General features: G+C 72.5%; 9 protein-coding genes and 1 pseudogene. 3 read left to right on the top strand and 7 right to left on the bottom strand.

The annotated features are described in order from the left end of the window. From ACGFIB_RS33995 to ACGFIB_RS34010, 4 genes are all read right to left on the bottom strand, one after another. The coding region (locus tag ACGFIB_RS33995; RefSeq protein WP_393377387.1) for a DUF222 domain-containing protein at positions 1 to 1,805 on the bottom strand (1,805 nt) is incomplete at its 3' end. A gap of 801 nt (positions 1,806 to 2,606) precedes the next feature. Continuing rightward, positions 2,607 to 3,338, bottom strand: a complete 732-nt coding sequence (locus ACGFIB_RS34000; RefSeq protein WP_357249115.1) for a YcnI family copper-binding membrane protein — start codon at positions 3,336 to 3,338, stop codon at positions 2,607 to 2,609. Between the two features lie 102 nt (positions 3,339 to 3,440). Continuing rightward, entirely contained in the window at positions 3,441 to 4,031 is a 591-nt protein-coding gene (locus ACGFIB_RS34005; protein ID WP_393377390.1) for an MFS transporter, read from the bottom strand. A gap of 301 nt (positions 4,032 to 4,332) precedes the next feature. Further along, entirely contained in the window at positions 4,333 to 6,081 is a 1,749-nt protein-coding gene (locus ACGFIB_RS34010; protein ID WP_393377393.1) for a glycoside hydrolase family 27 protein, read from the bottom strand. Positions 6,082 to 6,967: 886 nt separating this feature from the next. Between ACGFIB_RS34010 and ACGFIB_RS34015 the strand changes: the two genes are divergently transcribed. Then, positions 6,968 to 8,833 (top strand): cytochrome c oxidase assembly protein, encoded by a 1,866-nt coding sequence (locus ACGFIB_RS34015; protein WP_393377395.1) that lies wholly within the window; start codon positions 6,968 to 6,970, stop codon positions 8,831 to 8,833. Between the two features lie 31 nt (positions 8,834 to 8,864). Here the strand turns inward: ACGFIB_RS34015 and ACGFIB_RS34020 are convergent, their stop codons facing one another. Further along, positions 8,865 to 10,580 (bottom strand): DEAD/DEAH box helicase, encoded by a 1,716-nt coding sequence (locus ACGFIB_RS34020; protein WP_357266394.1) that lies wholly within the window; start codon positions 10,578 to 10,580, stop codon positions 8,865 to 8,867. Between the two features lie 379 nt (positions 10,581 to 10,959). Between ACGFIB_RS34020 and ACGFIB_RS34025 the strand changes: the two genes are divergently transcribed. Then, the gene (locus ACGFIB_RS34025) at positions 10,960 to 12,117 is read left to right on the top strand and encodes an MFS transporter (protein ID WP_393377396.1); all 1,158 of its coding nucleotides are present in this window, start codon (positions 10,960 to 10,962) and stop codon (positions 12,115 to 12,117) included. A gap of 47 nt (positions 12,118 to 12,164) precedes the next feature. Here the strand turns inward: ACGFIB_RS34025 and ACGFIB_RS34030 are convergent. Then, positions 12,165 to 13,382: pseudogene (locus ACGFIB_RS34030) on the bottom strand (acyltransferase family protein); the annotation flags it as partial. Positions 13,383 to 13,462: 80 nt separating this feature from the next. Then, positions 13,463 to 16,150 carry a glycoside hydrolase family 3 N-terminal domain-containing protein gene (locus tag ACGFIB_RS34035; RefSeq protein WP_393377398.1) on the bottom strand — a complete coding sequence of 896 codons (2,688 nt, stop codon included), beginning with the start codon at positions 16,148 to 16,150 and terminating at the stop codon, positions 13,463 to 13,465. Positions 16,151 to 16,439: 289 nt separating this feature from the next. On the opposite strand from ACGFIB_RS34035, the gene ACGFIB_RS34040 reads away from it, so the two are divergent. Next, a complete protein-coding gene (locus tag ACGFIB_RS34040) occupies positions 16,440 to 17,834 on the top strand; it encodes a lectin (protein WP_357249136.1) in 1,395 nt (464 codons plus the stop codon). Positions 17,835 to 17,844 lie beyond the last annotated feature (10 nt).

Below are 17,844 nucleotides of genomic sequence, written 5' to 3' on the forward strand. Positions count from 1 at the left end.
ACGGCAAAGCGCCATTGCCCGGTGAGCATGGAGGCGACGATCCGGCGGGCCTGAGCGGCGTGGACCATGCCCCAGCCGGGCAGATGGGCCGGGTGCTCATCGAGGCCGAGCAGGGTGGTCAGCTCCACCCGTATCTCCCGCACCGACCATGCCTGCACCGGCCGCGTCTGCGTCGGCCGCGTCTGCACCGGCCACGCCTGCGTCGGGCGGGTCTGCGTCGGCCACGCGTCTGCTGCGAGCGGTGACACCGGGCTGGGCTTGGCGCTGTCGTCACTGTCCCCGCCACCGGCACGCGGGTCAGCGAGTGCGGTCTCACCGTCGTCGGCGGCCTCGTCAACGGCCTCGGCAATGGCCTTGTCAACGGCCTCGTCGGCAGCCCTGTCAGCGGCTTTGCCGACGGCCTTGTCGGCGGTCTTGTCGGCGATGTCGCGGGTGCGGTCATCGGCGTGGCCGTCGACGCCCTCCTGTCGAGGAGGACCGTTGCTGGTGTCAGCCGGGGCGCTCTCGTCGCGGTCGCGGGTCTCGCCGTCGCTCGTGTCATCGGCCCTGCCTGCATGGTGGCCGACGGGGACACCGGCAGGATCGTCGGCGTGGTCGCCGGCATGAGCGGTGTAGTCGCCGGTGTGGCTGTCGGGGCGATCCTGCGTGAAATCTCCATCGTGCGCCTGCCCGTGGGTTCCGGTGCCGGTCGAGCCGCCGGTCCCGCTGAGGGCTTCAGGACGTGTCTGACTACGGGTTCCAGAGCTCCTCGCGCCGCCGGGCTTGGCGTCGGGCTCGGCAGCGGGCTCCGTGGACGTGTCATTGGGCGCGGCGGCGGACTCCGTGGCGGTGTCGGCGGCTGTGTCGCCGGACGCGGCGGTGGGCCCGGCGGTGGTGTTGGTAGCCGTGTCACCGGACGCGGCGGCAGGCTCCGTGGCGGTGTCTGTGGCGGTGTCACCGGCCGTGGCGGCGGGCTCGGTGTCGGTGTCGGGGGTGTCGGCTGAGGCGTCGGAGGGGGTGGCGTCCAGGAAGGGGTGGGTGCGGACGTGGGTGACGATCTCGGAGTCGGACAGGCTCTCAAAACTGCCGTCCAGGCTGCCGAGGAAGAGGTCGGCACGGATGTGGTCGACGGGGCGGCGGTCTCCCGCGCGTTTGCAGGCACGGGCCAGCTCGTCGATGCGCTCGCAGCCGGCCACCGCCCGATCAAGCGGCAGATCCAGCCCTGAGACCGTCGCGGTGCCCTCCTCGGTGCGCGTCCCGACCACGCGGCGCCTGCGCACCGCCTCCCGGTAGCGCTTCTCCGCCCAACCAGGGTCGATGGCCAGCACCAGACGCTGGATATGCTCGATCAGCTGTCCCACCGTCCAGGCCGGGGCGCGGCTGATCAGCCGCTCACAGACCCAGACGGCCTGGGCGTCGGTCAAACCGCCCGTCCAGCGGATGAAGGCCGCCGCCCGCGGCTCGTCCAGCTCTCCCGCCAGCATGGCCTCGCCGAGAACCGCAAGCCGGCGGTGCAGGTTCCACGCCAGATCGAACGCCGAGTCCGCCCGGCGGCGCGACCACACCAGCGCCGCCCGCGCCTCATCGGGAGCGAACTCATCGGGCACGTGCAGGCGGACCACGCTGTCGCCGGTGAACTGCTCGCGCAGTCCGACCTCCAGCAGCGCGTGCAGGAAACGCGCCCGCTCGTGACAGGACTGGCGGTAGGCGGCCTTGAGCACCTCCACCGTGTCGAACCCCGACACCCGCTCCACATCGATCCCCGCCAGCATCCGGGCCAACCCGGCCCCCGGCGGCATCACCGCCAGCCCTGCGGGAATCGCCACCGGCACCCCACCCACCCCACACCAAGACGACCCCGCGCCAGCAGACGACAAACCCGGCCCGCACCCAGACGCAGACACGGGCGCAGACACAGACGCGGACCCAGGCCCGGATACAGGAGCGGATCCAGGAGCGGACACGGGTGCGGACACGGGCGCGGACCCAGGCCCGGATCCAGACGTGGATCCAGGAGCGGACACGGGTGCGGATGAAGGCGCGGACACGGTGCGGGACCCCCGGGAGCGGAGACGAAGGCGACTGAACGGCTCCCGGCCGCCCGGACCGGGACTTCCCTCACACAGACTCGGCTCAACACACGGCGTACGGCCACCAAGGGCCCGCCCACTAGGCTCACCTGTAACGGCTGCCCTCACCCTATCTCGAACACGCTATCGACTCCAGCCCCCCACCAGCACAAACGTGGAGTCACAGCCACTTGCAAGGGATGGCACCGGCCGAATGGAAGGGCGTTCTCGGAGGCAGCGTGCCGACGTCGGCGTCGGCGTCGGCGTCGGCGTCGGCGTCGGCGCTGACGTGGGCGCCGCCGGGCCTCAACGCAGACGTGGACGTGGGCCTCGACACCGACGCTGACCTGGTCTGGAGTGGGCGCGGGCCTCAAGGCTGACGCCGACGTGGGCGTGGGCGCGGGCTTCAAGGCTGACGCCGACGCGGGCGTGGACCTCAACGCTGACGTGGGTGTCGGCGTGGGCTTCGCCGGCCGGGCAACTCGCGCAAGGCACGCCCAGAGAAGAGGGAGCCCGTTCCGGGTCGCGTGACCCGGAACGAGCTCCCTGTAGAGCGGCTTAGCCGCGGGAACGGCGCAGGGCGGTGATGCCCGCCCCGGCTCCGACCAGGCCGGCGACGAGACCGAGACCGCCGAGCACCAGGGCCGGAGTGGTGTCCCCGCCATCGTGATCGTCGTCGCTCGCCGCGGCCGCCACCGTGGGAGCGGCGGCGGGCGAGGATGGGGCGGCGCCGTGCTGGTCGTCCTCCCCCTCCTCGGCGGCGACGAGCTTGAGCGCCGGCGCGGGGTGTTCGGGCTCGGACCCGTCGGCCTTCGGCGCGTCCGCCCACTTGACGATCTCACCGTCGGAGTAGGTCTGCGCCGTGGGGAACTCGAGCGCGTCCACGTTCTTCGGCAGCGGACCCACCGACGCCTCGAACTCCTGGAACTGGCCGGACTCGATCTTCCCGCCAGACCAGGTGATCTTCAGCACCGACTCGGTGATCGTGTCGCCGCTGTCGGAGACGACGGGCTTGGGCAGCTTGCCCCGGGTGAGCTTGACGTCCCAGCCGGGGACCGGGCGCACCGAGACGAACGGCAACGGGTGGTCGGTGGGGAACTCGACCTCCACCTTGGTGGTCGAAGCGCTGTCGCGCTCGTTGGGGACCCGGAAGGCGATCTTCGTCCAGGAGCCCTGCACGGCGGTGCCGGGGTTGACGGTGACGTGGGCGAGGGCGGGCACGGCGAGACCGATGGTGAGCGCGAGAGCACCGGCGGTGACGGTGGCCGCTCGACGGACATACGAGGTCATGGGGGTTCTCCAGTCGTCTGCGAGATTACGGAGGCGCGCGAGCACGGCCCTGCGGGGACAGGCAGGTCCCGCAGGGAGGTACGCGCCGCTCGCGCGTGAGGCTCAGAAGACCCGGAGAACCGGTGGCCCGCGGCGGACGACCGCGTGCCGCAGCACCCCCGCGGTGTGCGGGATGCGCTCGGAGTTCGGCACCGGACACAGGCGTGGCCGTCCGGTGCCCGCGAGATCGGACCCCTGCAGCGCCGGTAACGCACGCACCAGCGCGGCCACCGCCCGCAGGCAGCGGACCACCCTGGCGCTGATCGCGCGCAGCACGGACCACAGGGCCTCCTCGCCGCGTGCCAGCCACAATCCGGTGAGCGTCGCCGCGGTGAGGTGGGCGGTGAGCATGCCGGTCTGCGTGCTCAGGCCGCCGTGCCAGGTGGGGTGTGACGCCGCGGCGGACCCGGTGGCGTCGAGGAGAAGGTGCAGGAACACCTGGGCACCGGCCAGAAGGCCGACGATCGCCTGGGGCGACCGTTCCCGGCCCGCCGCGACGGCCGCGCCGGCCGTCACCGTGAGCACCCCTGTGAGGAGCGCGGCGGGCGTCGGCCCGCCTCCGCCCGCGAACCGGTGCGCGCCGACGGCGAGCAGCACGCAGACGGCGGAGAACGCGGCCGACCGCGCGAGCCTGAAGGAGAGCGTGGCGCGCATGACGCCGGGATTGTCTCACACCCGGGCGTTCCCGGCCGGTCCGTCGCCGATCTTCCAGGCGACCGCAGAAGACGCGCCGTGACCACCGAAAACACCCGTGGCCACAGAAAACACCCCGCGACCACAGAAAGCGCCCCCGTGATCAGAGAAGACGGGCCGCGACCGCGTCGGCCACGGGGAAGAGGCCGCTCTGCGCCGCAGCCCGCCGCAGTCCGCCGCAGTCCGCCGCTGCCCGCCGCTGCCGCGACGGCCTTCGCCGGGACGGATCACGCCGTCCCGGCGAAGGGCATGTGCGGAGCGGTCAGGCGCGGGTCCAGCGCTGGTTGGATTGGCCGTTGCAGGTCCAGATGATGACCTTGGTGCCGTTGGCGGTGCCGTTGTTGTAGGCGTCCAGGCACTTGTTCGCGCCCACGGCGGTGATGCTGCCGTCGGAGTTGAACCGCCATTTCTGGTTGTTCTGCCCGTTGCAGTCCCAGATGAGCACGCTGGCGCCGTCGGCGGTGCTCGCACCGTTGACGTCGAGGCACTTGTTGCCGTAGACCCGCAGCTCACCCGAGGAGGTCGGCGTCCACTGCTGGTTGTTCTGCCCGTTGCAGTCCCAGATCTGCGCCAGGGCGCCGTTGGCCTGGGAGACGCCGGCGACGTCCAGGCACCGGCCCGACTGCACTCCCTTGATCGCGTTCGTTCCGGTGGGGGTGGGCGTGGGGGACGGCGTGGCGCCGCTCCCCGTGACGGTGAGGAGGACCGCTTCGCGGGCGGGCACGGTCATGGTGTAGCCGCCGTCGAACGTCCCGGAGTCGGTCCCCGCCCAGAGGTTCCGTACGGTCGCCGGCCCGGCGAGGCCGAGGTCGGACCAGCGGGCGGTGATGGAGGCGGCCGACGTGGTCCGGTTGAGCAGGAGCACCGCGCGCCGGCCTGTCCCCGACAACACCTTGGAGTAGACCTGGCGTCCGCTCACGGCCTCGGCCACCTTCACCCCCTGCCTCCCGAGAGGATCCTGGTCGACCGCCAGCACCTCCCGATTGGTGAGGATCGCCCTGGTCTCGGCGCTCATCGTGGCGAGGTTGTTGCCCGCCAGCAACGGCGCCCCCGCGATCGCCCACAGGCCCATGTGCGTACGGTTCTGCGCGGCCGAGAAGCCGTTCATCCCGACGATGAGCATGTCGGGGTCGTTGTAGTGCCCCGGGCTCTGGGCGGCGGGATGCTGGGCGGAGTCGAAGTTGGCCAGCACCCGGTCCATCGACGCGGTCTGCCCCCAGTAGATGATGTCGCCGCTGGTCCGCCACATGGTGGACATGCTCGGCGCCCAGTCCCAGGGGCTCTGGACACCCCAGTTGCACACCGACAGCACCATCGGCCGCCCGGTCTGTGCCGTGGCCCGGTCTATGGCGTCGCTGATCGCCTGGTAGGCGGTGCGGGAGTTGAGACCCTCGGCATTCCCTCCGCACCAGTCGACCTTCACGAAGTCGAAGCCCCACTGTGAGAACTGCAGGAAGTCCTGGTCGTAGTGGCCCTCGCTGCCGGTGTTCGGCGCGGCCGGACGGCCGGTCGGATAGTAGTAGCCGCATCCGTTCCGACCGGCGTCGGTGTAGATGCCCGCCTTGAGACCCTTGCTGTGGATGTAGTCGGCGATCGCCTTCATCCCGCCCGGCCACTCCGCCGTGTCGACCGTGATGTTGCCGGACGAGTCACGCGTTCCCTGCCACCAGCCCTCGTCGATGTTGACGTACTGGTAGCCGGCGTCCTTCATCCCCGAGGACACCATCGCGTCCACCTGGGCTTTGATCACGTTGTAGTTGATCTGCGCCGCGAAGGTGTTCCACGACGCCCAGCCCATCGGCGGAGTCGTCACCGTCGCCACGGCCGCGGCGGCGGCCGTTCTCGTCGTGGCGGCGGCGGCGCCGTCCGCGACCACCCACCCCGCCGGCACCATCGTCACGATCGCGAGGTGTACGGCGGCGACCAGCCGCCGTAACCGCCGGACGCGGGGGGAGCGGCCATCCACGGTGTGGCCGGGGGACTGACGCCGGCCAGGACCGCGTAGTCGCATTCGTCTCTCCTTCTGGTTGGGGGCCCTCGACAGGCGCGGGCACGGCCGTTCTCCGGAGAAGGAGGCCGGCGGATCCCGCGTCCAGGTCGAGCGGGGCATGGCTGCATGACAGGGAAGAAGCCGGAGACACCCGCGAGATTCACTGCGTGACGGATCGCCGGACGCGACGCGACCGACGGCACCGTCAGCCCCTGCCGCTCATCACCGACCCAGGCAGGAAGAAGCCGAACGCCAAATCAGTGTCGAAACCACCGTGAGATGTGTCAAGACCGTTGAGCGAATCGTTTCGCGCGGCGCACCTCTCGCACGACCCCAGCTGTCCGACGAAACCAGGTGTCCGACGAACTCGCGCCGCCCGCACGCGCCCCGGCTGGTGAAACTTTCAGCGTGGTCTGCCGCCGAGAAGAAGCGTGTTCCCGCAGTAGGAGGAGCTGTGCGCACCGGCGTGCGGGAATCCCCTGATGCAGCCAGGACCCGGGCTATTGACAGCGCTCGCCGCATCGTATGTGCTCCGCTGCAACCACCCCTCGGGCTGCCTTCGGAAGGAGAACCTCTCGGCCATTTAATTGTTAACGCTAACAATCACGGAAACCATCGAGGGAGACCTCACCGCTCCGCGACCGCGCGGCATCTCACGTCCGACCCCGTGAGACAGCGCGAACGCACTGACTTCCCCCCATGCGGCTCGCACCCGACAAGAGGAAGGAGAACATGCCGGCACGCCGGCGCTGACCCACTCGGCCGGCTCTTGCACCGCTCTTCCCCTCGATGCGAGTGAGCGCGCCCTGCCGCCGAGGGCCGATTCCGTCGCAGGGGACTCCCCCAATGACGACTTTTCGGTCATACTCGCACACGATCAACGGTGCCGAGCCGAGGAACGCCGACGATGACATCTCCCCAGCGCCGCCGCGGCGTGGTCGTCCCCGCCGTCGCCGCGACGGCGTTCGCCGTGCTGGCGCTCGCCCTTTGGTTCGGGGGCGGCCGACCGCAACCGGCGATTCAGGGCCTGCCCTCCCCCGGCGCCCTGACCACCTGGGGTCTGCCGGTCGTGCGCCTCGTCCACGACGTCTGCGCCGCCGCCACGGTCGGTGTCCTGCTGGCGGCCGTCGTGCTGGCCCCCGCGAGCGGCCGGGCCGTCGTGCGGGCGGCCGGGGCCTGGGCGCTCGGCTGGGCGGCCAGCGCGGCGGTCACCGAGGCGCTGACGCTCTCGGACTTCCTCGGGCTGCCCCCCGGCGGCGCGCTGCGCTCCGGCGCGCTGCCCGCCTTCCTCCTCCACATCCCGCAGGGTCAGGCATTCATGGCCGTGACGCTCGCGGCCCTGGCGGTCGCCGCCGGCTCGCTCCTGCCGGACGGCCCCCTGCTCCGGCTCACGCTGCTCGCGGTGGCGCTCCTCGCCGTGCTACCCCCGGTGTACGTGGGCCACTCCGCCTCGGCCGCCGACCACAACCTCGCCGTCCTCAGCCTGATGGCGCACGTGGCGGCCGTCGCCCTGTGGACCGGCGGCCTGTACGCCCTCGTGGCGCACCTGCGCGCCGTGCCCGGGCTCGCCGTCGCCGTGCGCCGCTTCAGCACCCTCGCGCTCGGCTGCTTCGCCGCCGTCGGGGCGTCCGGCGCACTCAACGCCTGGGTCAGACTCGGCTCCCTGCCCCTGCTCTGGCAGTCGCGGTACGGCCTGCTCGTGCTCGCCAAGATCGCCGCGCTGGCGGTGCTCGGCTGGTTCGGCTGGCGGCATCGGCGCAGGACCATCGAGGCGATGGACTCCGGCGGGGCCCGCGCGCCGTTCCTCCGCCTCGCCTGTGGCGAGATCGCGGTGATGGCCGGCACGCTGGGCCTGGCCGTGGCGCTGGGACGCACGCCCCCGCCCGCGGAGACCGCGACCGCCATGCACCAGCACAACGCGCTGGGATACGCCCTGCCTCCCCTCTCCCCGGGCGCGCTCGTCACCGAGGTGCGGCCCGACCCGATCGCGCTGCTCCTGCTGGCCGCCGCCCTCGCCGCGTACCTGTCCGGCGTACGGCGGCTGTCGCGCGCTCCGGGGGGCGGCGAGGGGTGGCCGGCCGGGCGGACCGCCTCCTGGCTGGCCGGCCTGGCCGTCCTCGCCTACGCCACCTCGGGAGGTGTGGCGGCCTACGCGCCCGCGCTGTTTTCGGCCCACGCGGCGCAGTACGCGCTGCTCGGCGCCGTGGGCCCCCTCCTGCTCGTCTTCGGCGCCCCGGTGACGTTGTGGCGGCGGGCCCGTCCGGACGGGGATCCCGCCGGCGGTCCCGCCGGCCGCGCGCTGTCCCATCCGGTGACCGCGCTGGCCCTGTACGCGCTGCCGTATGCGGCGCTGTACCTGACCGGCCTGTTCGGATACGCCCAGCCCAGCCTCGCCCTGCGGCTGGCCGCGCAGACGGTGGTGACGGTCACCGCGGTGCTGTTCCTCGCGGTGACCGCCGGCGTGGACCCGCTCCCGCGCGCGATCCGGCCCCAGGTCCGCGCCTGGATGCTCGCCGGGGCGATCGCCGTACGCGTGTGGACCGGCCTGGTGGTGCTGGCGGAGCCGCCGCAGGCGCCCGAGTGGTACGCGGCGCTCGGGCTGCCGTGGGCGCCGGACCGGGCGGGCGACCAGCGACTGGGGGCGCTGCTCGGCACCGGCGTGACCGTCGCCGTCCTCGCGGGCCTGCTCGCGCTGCTGCTCGCCCGCTGGCGCGCGGCACGGCGCAGGACCGCCGCGGCCGTCCGTTCAGGAAGGGCCGTGGGCACCCGCTGACCGTCTCCGGGCGGGATCCGCCCGGGGACGGTCAGCGGCGGCCGCGGGGAGCGTCGTCGCGGTCCCTGCGCACGATCGGCTTCCTGCCCTTGATCGTGGTGTGGCGCAGCGCCGTGACCACCTCGTCCACGGCGCCGTCCGGGATCTCGACCAGGGTGAAGCGGTCGGCGATCTCGATCGCGCCGATCTCGCGCCCGCTGACCCGGGTCTCCCCGGTGATCGCGCCGACGATGTCCTGGGGACGCACGCCCGCGCTGCGGCCCGCGCCGACGAAGACGCGGCTCATCGCGCCGCCTCCGCGCCGCCCGCGCCGCTCGTCGCGGCCGAACCTGTCGTCGCGCGGCCCGCGCTCGGGCCGCTGCGTGCGCGGCGTGACCTCGGGGATCTCCTCCTCGTCGGCGGCGGCGCCGGTCGACTCGTGGGCGAGCTTGACCGCCGCGAGCGCGATGTCGACCAGATCGAACTCGTCGGCGAGCGTCTCGACCACCACCCGGAAGCGGTCGAGGTCGCCGTCCTCCATCAGGCTCTCCTGCAGGGCGGCCCTGGTGAGCTCCAGCCGCCGGGCGCGCAGGTCGGCGACCGTCGGCACCTTCTCCACCGCGATCTTGCTGCGGGTGACGCGCTCGATGGTCTTGAGCATGCGGTGCTCGCGCGGTTCGGCGAGCGTGATCGCCACCCCTTCGCGCCCGGCCCGGCCCACCCGGCCGATGCGGTGCACGTACGACTCGGGCGCGGACGGCACGTCGTAGTTGATGACGTGGGTGAGCTGCTCGATGTCGAGGCCGCGCGCGGCCACGTCGGTCGCGACGAGCAGGTCGGCGGTCCCGCTGCGCAGTCGGCCCATGACCCGGTCGCGCTGCTCCTGGCCCATGCCGCCGTGCAGCGCCTCGGCGCGGTAGCCGCGGCCGTTCATGGTCTCGGTGAGGCTGTCGACCTCCTCACGGGTGCGGCAGAAGACGATCGCCGCGGTGGGGGCCTCCACGTCGAGCACCCGGCCCAGCGCGGCCGGCTTGTACGCCCGGCTCACGATGTAGGCGCTCTGGCGGATGAGCGGGGCCTCGCCGGCGGCGGGCGCCTCCCGCTCGATCCTGATCCGCACCGGCTCGCGCAGGTGGCGGCGGGCGATCCCGTCGATGCGCGGCGGCATGGTCGCGGAGAACAGCACGGTCTGCCGGTTCTCCGGGGTCTCCTGGAGGATCGCCTCGATGTCGTCGGCGAAGCCCATGTCGAGCATCTCGTCGGCCTCGTCCAGGACGATCATGCGCAGGCCCTTGAGCGGCAGGGTGCCCCTGCCGATGTGGTCGAGCGCCCGCCCCGGGGTGGCGACGACGACGTCCACGCCGCGCTCAAGCGCCCGCAGCTGCCGCCCGATCGGCTGGCCGCCGTAGATGGGCAGCACACGCGTGCCGAGGTCGCGGCCGTAGCGGTGCATGGCCTCCGACACCTGCACGGCCAGCTCGCGGGTGGGCACCAGCACCAGCCCGCCGGGCTCACCGCCGGCCTCCGTGTCCACCCGGTCGAGGCCGCCGTGCAGCCGCTGGAGCATGGGCAGGGCGAACGCGGCCGTCTTGCCCGTCCCGGTCGCGGCCTGCCCGAGGAGGTCGCGGCCCTCCAGCAACGGCGGGATGGCCTCCCGCTGGATGGGCGTGGGCTCCTCGTAGCCGAGACCGGTCAGGGCCTTGAGGAGCTCGGGGCCCAGCGCCAGGTCGGCGAATCCGGGTCCTTCATCGATCTCGTTCACGACCATGTCCTGCTCCTGGTCCTGCTCCTGGTCCCGGCTGTGGCGGGGCGAATGTGCACGGGACGACCCTATGGTCTTTCCGCCCTTACCCCGAACGCAGCCCCCGGCACGCGGCCCGGCGCTCCCGCGGGTTCCACCGCGCAGCGGGCCGCGGAGGGCCCGTCCGCATGCGAGTCGGGGCCACCGCGTCGGCCCGGCGTCGACCCGGCGTCGGCCCGGCGTCAACCCGGAGGCGACCCGGCGTCGGCCCGGCGTCGGGCTGGAGGGGGCTGGAACATCATCCCACAGGGCCGGGACCAGCGCGTCTCAGCGGTCACCCCGCTGACATGGCCCGAGAGGACATGGCCCGCGAGTGACAGGGCCCGCGAGGACATAACGTGTGATGATGGATCTTCGGGAGCTGAGGCGGGCCAGGTTCGCGGTGTCGGTCACCTTCGCCCTGCACGGGGCGGTGACCGGGGGCTTCGCCTCCCGCATCCCCTGGATCCAGGACCACGTCGGGGCCGGGCCCGGCCAGCTCGGGCTCGCCCTGCTCGCGCCCGCCGTCGGCTCCATCCTCGCGATGCCGACCGCCGGGCGCCTCACGCACCGGTTCGGCGGGCGGGCCGTCACCCGCGTCTCGATCGGCCTGTGGTGCCTGGTCCTCGTCCTGCCCCCGCTGGCGCCGAACCTGCCCCTGCTGTGCGCGGCGCTCATGCTGTACGGCGCGGTGGCCGGCATCGGCGACGTCGCGATGAACGCCCAGGGGGTGGTGGTCGAGCAGCGGCTCGGCCGTTCGATCATGTCCGGGCTGCACGGCATGTGGAGCGTGGGGACGCTCACGGGCGGCGCGGTGGGCACGCTGGCGGCGAGCGCGGGCCTCGACGCCCGGATCCATCTGGGCGGGACGGCGGTCGTGCTGTTCCTCCTGGCCCTGGTCGTGGGCCCGTCGCTGCTCGACGTGCGGGCGGGCGCGGACGAGCCGGCCCCGCCCCATTTCGTGCTTCCGCCGCGCGGAGTGCTGGTCATCGGGCTGGTGGGCTTCTGCTCGGTGTTCGGTGAGGCGGCCGCCCAGGACTGGTGCGCGGTCTACCTCCGGCAGGTCGCGGGCGCGTCCCAGGCGGTGGGCGCCGCGGCGTACACGGCCTTCGCCTGCATGATGGCCGCGGGCCGGTTGTGCGGCGACGCGGTGGTGCGGCGACTGGGGCCGGTGGCGACCGTGCGCGGCGGCGGGGTGCTGGCGACGCTCGGCGGACTGCTCGTCGTGCTCTCCCGGGCCCCGGTGCCGGCGATCGCGGGGTTCATGCTGATCGGCGTGGGGATCGCGGTGGTCATCCCGCTGGTGTTCGCGGCGGCGGGCAACGCCGCGCCCTCACCGAGCGAGGGCGTCGCGGGCGCGGCCACGGTGAGCTACGCGTCGGGGTTCGTCGCGCCGAGCGCCATCGGCGGCATCGCCGCGCTGGCCGGGCTGCCCGCCTCGTTCGCACTGGTCACTGTGCTGCTGCTGGCGGTCCTGCTGGGCGCGGGAAGGCTCACGCCCTGGCGTGCCCTGCGGGACAGCTGACGGCCCAGGGACTGGGCCGGGCGCTCGACGAACCGGTAGGTCAGCGCGGAGCAGGCGAGCACCACCGCGAGCAGCAGGACGGCCATGGCCAGGCGTTCGGCGAGGGAGAAGCGGCCCGGGTCCGTCGTGAGCCGCCGGAGCACCTGCACGGCGAGGGGATGCAGCAGGTAGACGGAGTAGCTGATCAGGCCGAGCCCCACGAGGGCGCGGGGCATCGGCCGGCGCCGCAGCAGCCGGGCGGCCAGGAAGGTGGCCCAGGCCGCGGCGACGGCCGTGGACCAGCCCCAGGTGAACGCCAGCGCCTGGTCGGCGGGCATGCCCCAGCCGGGGCCGAACGCCCACGCGGCGCCGATGGAGGCGACCGGCACGCACGCCAGCGCCCATCCGCTCGTCTTCCAGCGAAGTTGTCCCTGGTCGAGCCGGTAGAGCACGGTGCCGGCGAACATCGTCGCGAGGATGGCGAGGCTCTGCCACGCACCGATCCTGCTGTTGGCGCCGAGCAGCACCAGAGCCAGCACGGCCGCGACGGCGGTGCCGCACACGCGCGGCCACCCGCGGCATGCCAGCGACGCGGCCGCCGCGAGCAACACGACCGCCGTGACCACCACGACCTGGGCGGTGCCCGCGCCGCGCGACAGCGCGCCCGCGGGCAGCAGTCCACCCACGGTGAGAGCCGCCGCGGCGAAGGCGAGCATGCCCGTGGTGCCGGCGCGGTGCACGCCCGCCACGAACATCGCCGTCACGAGCAGGTAGAAGACCATCTCGTACGACAGCGTCCAGAACACGTTGACGACGCTGACCACCTGAAGAAGGTCCTGCAGCATCGTCAGGTGCGCCAGGGCCGATATGCCCGGGCTGTCGGCCAGCTGGCTCGGCAGCGTGGCGTACACGCCTTCGACGCCGAACACCGTCCCGGCCGCCGCGGCGACCAACCACAGGGGATACAGGCGGAAGACCCGGTTGATCCAGAACCCGCCGACGCTGCCGCGGCGTTCCAGCGAGACCGGCACCACGTAGCCGCTGACGAGGAAGAACACGAGCACGCCGTACTGGCCGAAGTTGAACCACTGGCTCGCGCCCGCGCGCACCTCGGGAAACAGCGCGTCCACGCAGTGCTCGAACACCACGACGAGCGCGGCCAGGCCGCGCAACGCGTCCAGCCATCCCTGCCGCGACGACTGCCGCGGCGACTGCGGCCGCGGCTGCGCGGGTGACGCCTCCTCCCTGACACCGGTCCGGTTCGTTTCCACAACATCGACGAACATCCGGTCAGGGTAGGGGGTCAGCCTGGGAAAAGCGTAAGCGCCCCCTGGACTTTACGGCCTCAGGGGGCGCATACGTACCACTATGTCAGGTCCGCGCAGCTTCGGGCGTCGGCGTCCCCGGCCGCGCCCGGCACCCACCGGACGTTCGCGAACGACGCCGAGAACGCGCCGTCGGTGTAGACGAGGAACGGCGTGTTGACGTTCTCGAAGTCCAGGTTCGGCGAGAAGCAGGACACCGGGATCTTGACGGTCGCCTTCGTGCCCGCGGGCAGGTTCTGGAAGAGCGACGTCGCCACGACCTCCGCGAAGCACGGGTAGACGCAGTGCGCGCTGATCACGGTGCGGGCCGCCGGCGGCTGGTGGACGATCGTGTCGAACACCAGCGCCGCGCCGGCGTTCAGGTAGCCGCGCAGGTCGCTGCCGCCCGCGGGGTCCTGCATGTAGAGCTGCGCCGCTCCGGCGCCGTTCCAGGTCGCCTTCAGCCCGTCGCCCTGCACGGCGACGTCCGACGGGACGACGGCGATCTCCGAGTGCGCCGCCTCGCCGTCCACGCCGATCTCCGTGCCGCCCCAGTTCTCGGCCGAGCCGATGTAACTCTTGTACGGCGCCACGTCCTGGCGGTTGTAGACCTCCAGGTCCTCGGTCGCGGTGCCGCCGCCGCCCGTGCCGGAGCAGCCGGACCCGGGCGAGGTCTCGTCGAGCGTGCCGACCGACCCGGTCTGCCCGTAGCGCAGGCCGTAGCCGGAGGGGAAGAGCGGGTCGTAGCCCTCCTCACCCTGCTTCTGAGGGGAGGGATTGAGCGGCGACTGGCAGGCGCTCCTCGGCCACGAGTACGACAGCGTGCCGGTGTAGCCGGGGCCGCTGTCGCGGCTCCTGACCAGCAGGTCGGCCACGCCGCCGCCCTCGGTGCCGGGAAGCCAGGCGACCACGAACGCGTCCGACCGGTTGAGCTCCTTGTTCACGTGCAGCGGGCGGCCGGTGACGTAGACGGTAACGACCGGCGTGCCCTTGCCGGCGACCTTGCCGAGCACCGCGAGGTCGCCGGGGTAGAGCGCGGCGGCCTCCAACGAGCGCCGCCCGAGGTCGCCCACGCCCTCGGCGTACGGCGTCTCGCCGATCACGGCGATCACGGCGTCGTACCGGCTCGGGTCCACCCCGTCGGCGCTCTCACTGAAGGTCACGTTGTCCGTGCCGAGGACCTCGCGCAGGCCGCCCAGGATCGTCGTGCCGTTCGGGAAGTCGGCGTTCGTGTTGCCGGTGCCCTGCCAGGTCAGGGTCCAGCCGCCGGTCTGGTTCTGCATGCTGTCGGCGCTCTTGCCGACCACCAGCACCTTGGATCGGGGGGAGAGCGGCAGGACCTTGCGGTTGTTCTTCAGCAGGACCTGCGACTCCCGCACCGCCTTCCTGGCCAGCGCCCGCGCCTGCAGGGCCTTCGCGGAGCCCGCACCGGGGCGCGCGGAGGGCTTGCGCGCGTCGAACAGGCCCGCCCGCAGCTTCACCCGCAGGATGCGCGTCACGGCGTCGTCGATCCGGGACATCGGGATCTCCCCCGCCTCGACCTGGGCGATCGTGGTGGAGATGAACGCCTTCCAGTCATTGGGCACCATCACCACGTCGAGGCCGGCGTTGATCGCCCGGGCGCAGTTCGAGTTCGTGCACCCGGCGACCTGGCCGATGCCGTTCCAGTCGGAGACGACGACGCCGTCGAAGCCCATCTTCTGCTTGAGCACCTCGGTGAGCAGTTTCCTGCTGCCGTGCACCTTGCCCTCGGTGATGCCGAGGTCCTCGTTGGTCCAGCTGTTGAAGGACGCCATGACGGTCTGCGCCCCGGCGGCGAGCGCGCCGTAGTAGCCCTGGCCGTGGATGTTGATCATGTCGGCCTCGGACGAGGGGTCGACCCCCTGGTCCTGCCCGTTGAGCGTGCCGCCGTCGCCGATGAAGTGCTTGGCCGTGGCGATCACGCCCCGATCGCCCAGCCTGTGGGAGCCGCCGTCCTGCAGGCCGCGGACGACCTCGTAGCCGTACGCGCGGGTGATGCGCGGGTCCTCCGAGTAGCCCTCGTACGTGCGGCCCCAGCGGTCGTCCCGCACGACGGCGAGGGTGGGCGCGAAGGCCCAGTCCTGGCCGGTCGCGCGGATCTGCGCGGCGGTGGCGGCGCCGATGTCGCGCAGCAGGCAGGGATCGTGGGCGGCGCCGAGGCCGATGTTGTGCGGGAAGAGCGTCGCGCCGAAGACGTTGTTGTTGCCGTGGACGGCGTCGATGCCCCAGATGACCGGGATCTTGGTCCTGGTGTTCACCGACGCCTGCCAGTACGCGTCGGCGAGGGCGAGCCAGTCCTGCGGGGAGGCGTGCTTGTCGCGGCCCGGCCATGACCCGCCGCCGTTGAGCACGGAGCCGATGCCGTACTGTGCGACCTCCTCCGGAGTGATCGCGGAGATCTCCGGCTGGGTCATCTGACCGACCTTCTCGGCCAGGGTCATTCCCGCGACTATCTTGGCGACGCGCTTCTCGTCGGCCGGGTTGCGCTTGATCTCGCTCTTGACGGCCGGCCAGTCGGGCAGCGTGGGCAGGCGCTTGTCGATGCGCGCGCAGCCGTGGTCCGTGTCCGGCCTGCCGACCACTGGCCCGGCCGGGGGCTTGCCTTCGGGCTTTCCCGGCGGCCCGCCGGGGGCCGCCGCCGCCGCGGCGCCCGGCAGCAGGGCGAGGCCGGCCAGGGCCGAGAGCAGCCGCCGACGGCTCGGCGGGCGGGGGGTGGTGACTGTGCGCATGAACGTCCGTTCTCGAGGGGCCACGAGGACCAGATCGGGTGTTACGGGCGTGTTGCGCAGATCGTCACCCCATACGGCCCATCGGTCAAGAGAGCGCTCTCCCGGATCTCTCAGCGGCACCGCCTCGTGAAAGTTTCGGGAGGGCCGGCCGTGGCGGACCGCCGAGGCCGAGGTCACCGCGGACGGCCGGCAGGCGGAGCGGACCGGGCATTGCTTCCGTCCCCGGACCGTGTCTATGGTCCGGGGAGCCCGAAGCCAAGATCGACGCTCTGTCCCAGGTGAGGCACCCATGAGACGCACACGCGCCTGGTTCACGGCGCTCGCCACAGCCGTCCTGATGATCGCCGGGCTGTTCGCGCCCGCCCCGGGGTTCGCCGCCGCCGCGACGCTCCACCCCGGCGTCCTGTGGTACGACACGGCGGGCAACCGGCTGCAGGCGCACGGCGCCGGAGTGTTCAAGGTCGGTTCGACCTACTACATGGTCGGCGAGGACAAGAGCGCCGGCGCCACGTTCACGGCGGTCGCCTGCTACTCCTCCACGGACCTGGCCACCTGGACCCGGGTGGGCAACGCGCTGAGCCGGCAGAGCAGCGGCGACCTCGCCGCCGGGCGCATCGTGGAACGGCCGAAGGTGATCTACAACTCGGCGACCGGCCAGTACGTGATGTGGGTGCACATCGACAACTCCTCCTACAGCGACGCGCGGGCGGGCGTGGCCACCAGCCCGACGCCGTGCGGCCCGTACACCTACCGCGGCTCCTCACGTCCGCTGGGGTACGAGAGCCGGGATCTGGGCCTGTTCAAGGACGACGACGGCACGGCCTACCTGCTGACCGAGGACCGCAGTCACGGCCTGCGCATCGACCGGCTCTCCGCCGACTACACCCAGGCCGTGAGCACGACGGCGGTGCTCGCCGACCTGGAATCCCCGGCGATGGTCAAGGTGAACGGACGGTACTTCCTGTTCGCCTCGCACCTGACCGGCTGGTCCACCAACGACAACTCGTACGCCACCGCGACCTCCCTGTCCGGGCCGTGGAGCGGCTTCACCACGTTCGCCCCCGCGGGCAGCCGCACGTTCGACTCCCAGACCTCCTCCGTCGTGCCGGTGTCGGGCTCGTCGGGCACCACGTACCTCTACATCGGCGACCGGTGGAACCCGGGCGACCTCAACAGCTCGACGCCCGTCTGGCTGCCGCTCACGATCAACGGCTCCACCGCCTCGATGAGCGCGTTCTACGACTCCTGGACCATCGACACGGCGACCGGCACCTGGGCGGCCGCGCCGCCGCCGCAGAACTTCACGCTCGTCGGCGGCCAGTCGGGGCGCTGCCTCGACGTCGCCGGCGGCGCCGCGACCAACGGCTCGACCATGCAGATCTACGACTGCAACGGCGGCGCGGGCCAGAAGTGGTCCCTCACCTCCTCCGGGGAGCTGCGCACGTTCGGCGGGACGAAGTGCCTGGACGTGTTCGACCAGCGGACCACGGCGGGCGCGACGGTGGGCATCTGGGACTGCAACGGCGGCGCCAACCAGAAGTGGACGCTCAACTCCGGCGGCACTGTGGTCGGCGTCCAGTCGGGCCTGTGCCTGGACGTGAACGGCAACCAGACGGCCAACGGCGCCAAGGTGCAGACCTGGACGTGCAACGGCGGCGCCAACCAGAGGTGGACCCGCGTCTGAGCTGGAGTCG

This window comes from Microbispora bryophytorum (assembly GCF_043197435.1).
Lineage (GTDB): Bacteria > Actinomycetota > Actinomycetes > Streptosporangiales > Streptosporangiaceae > Microbispora > Microbispora bryophytorum.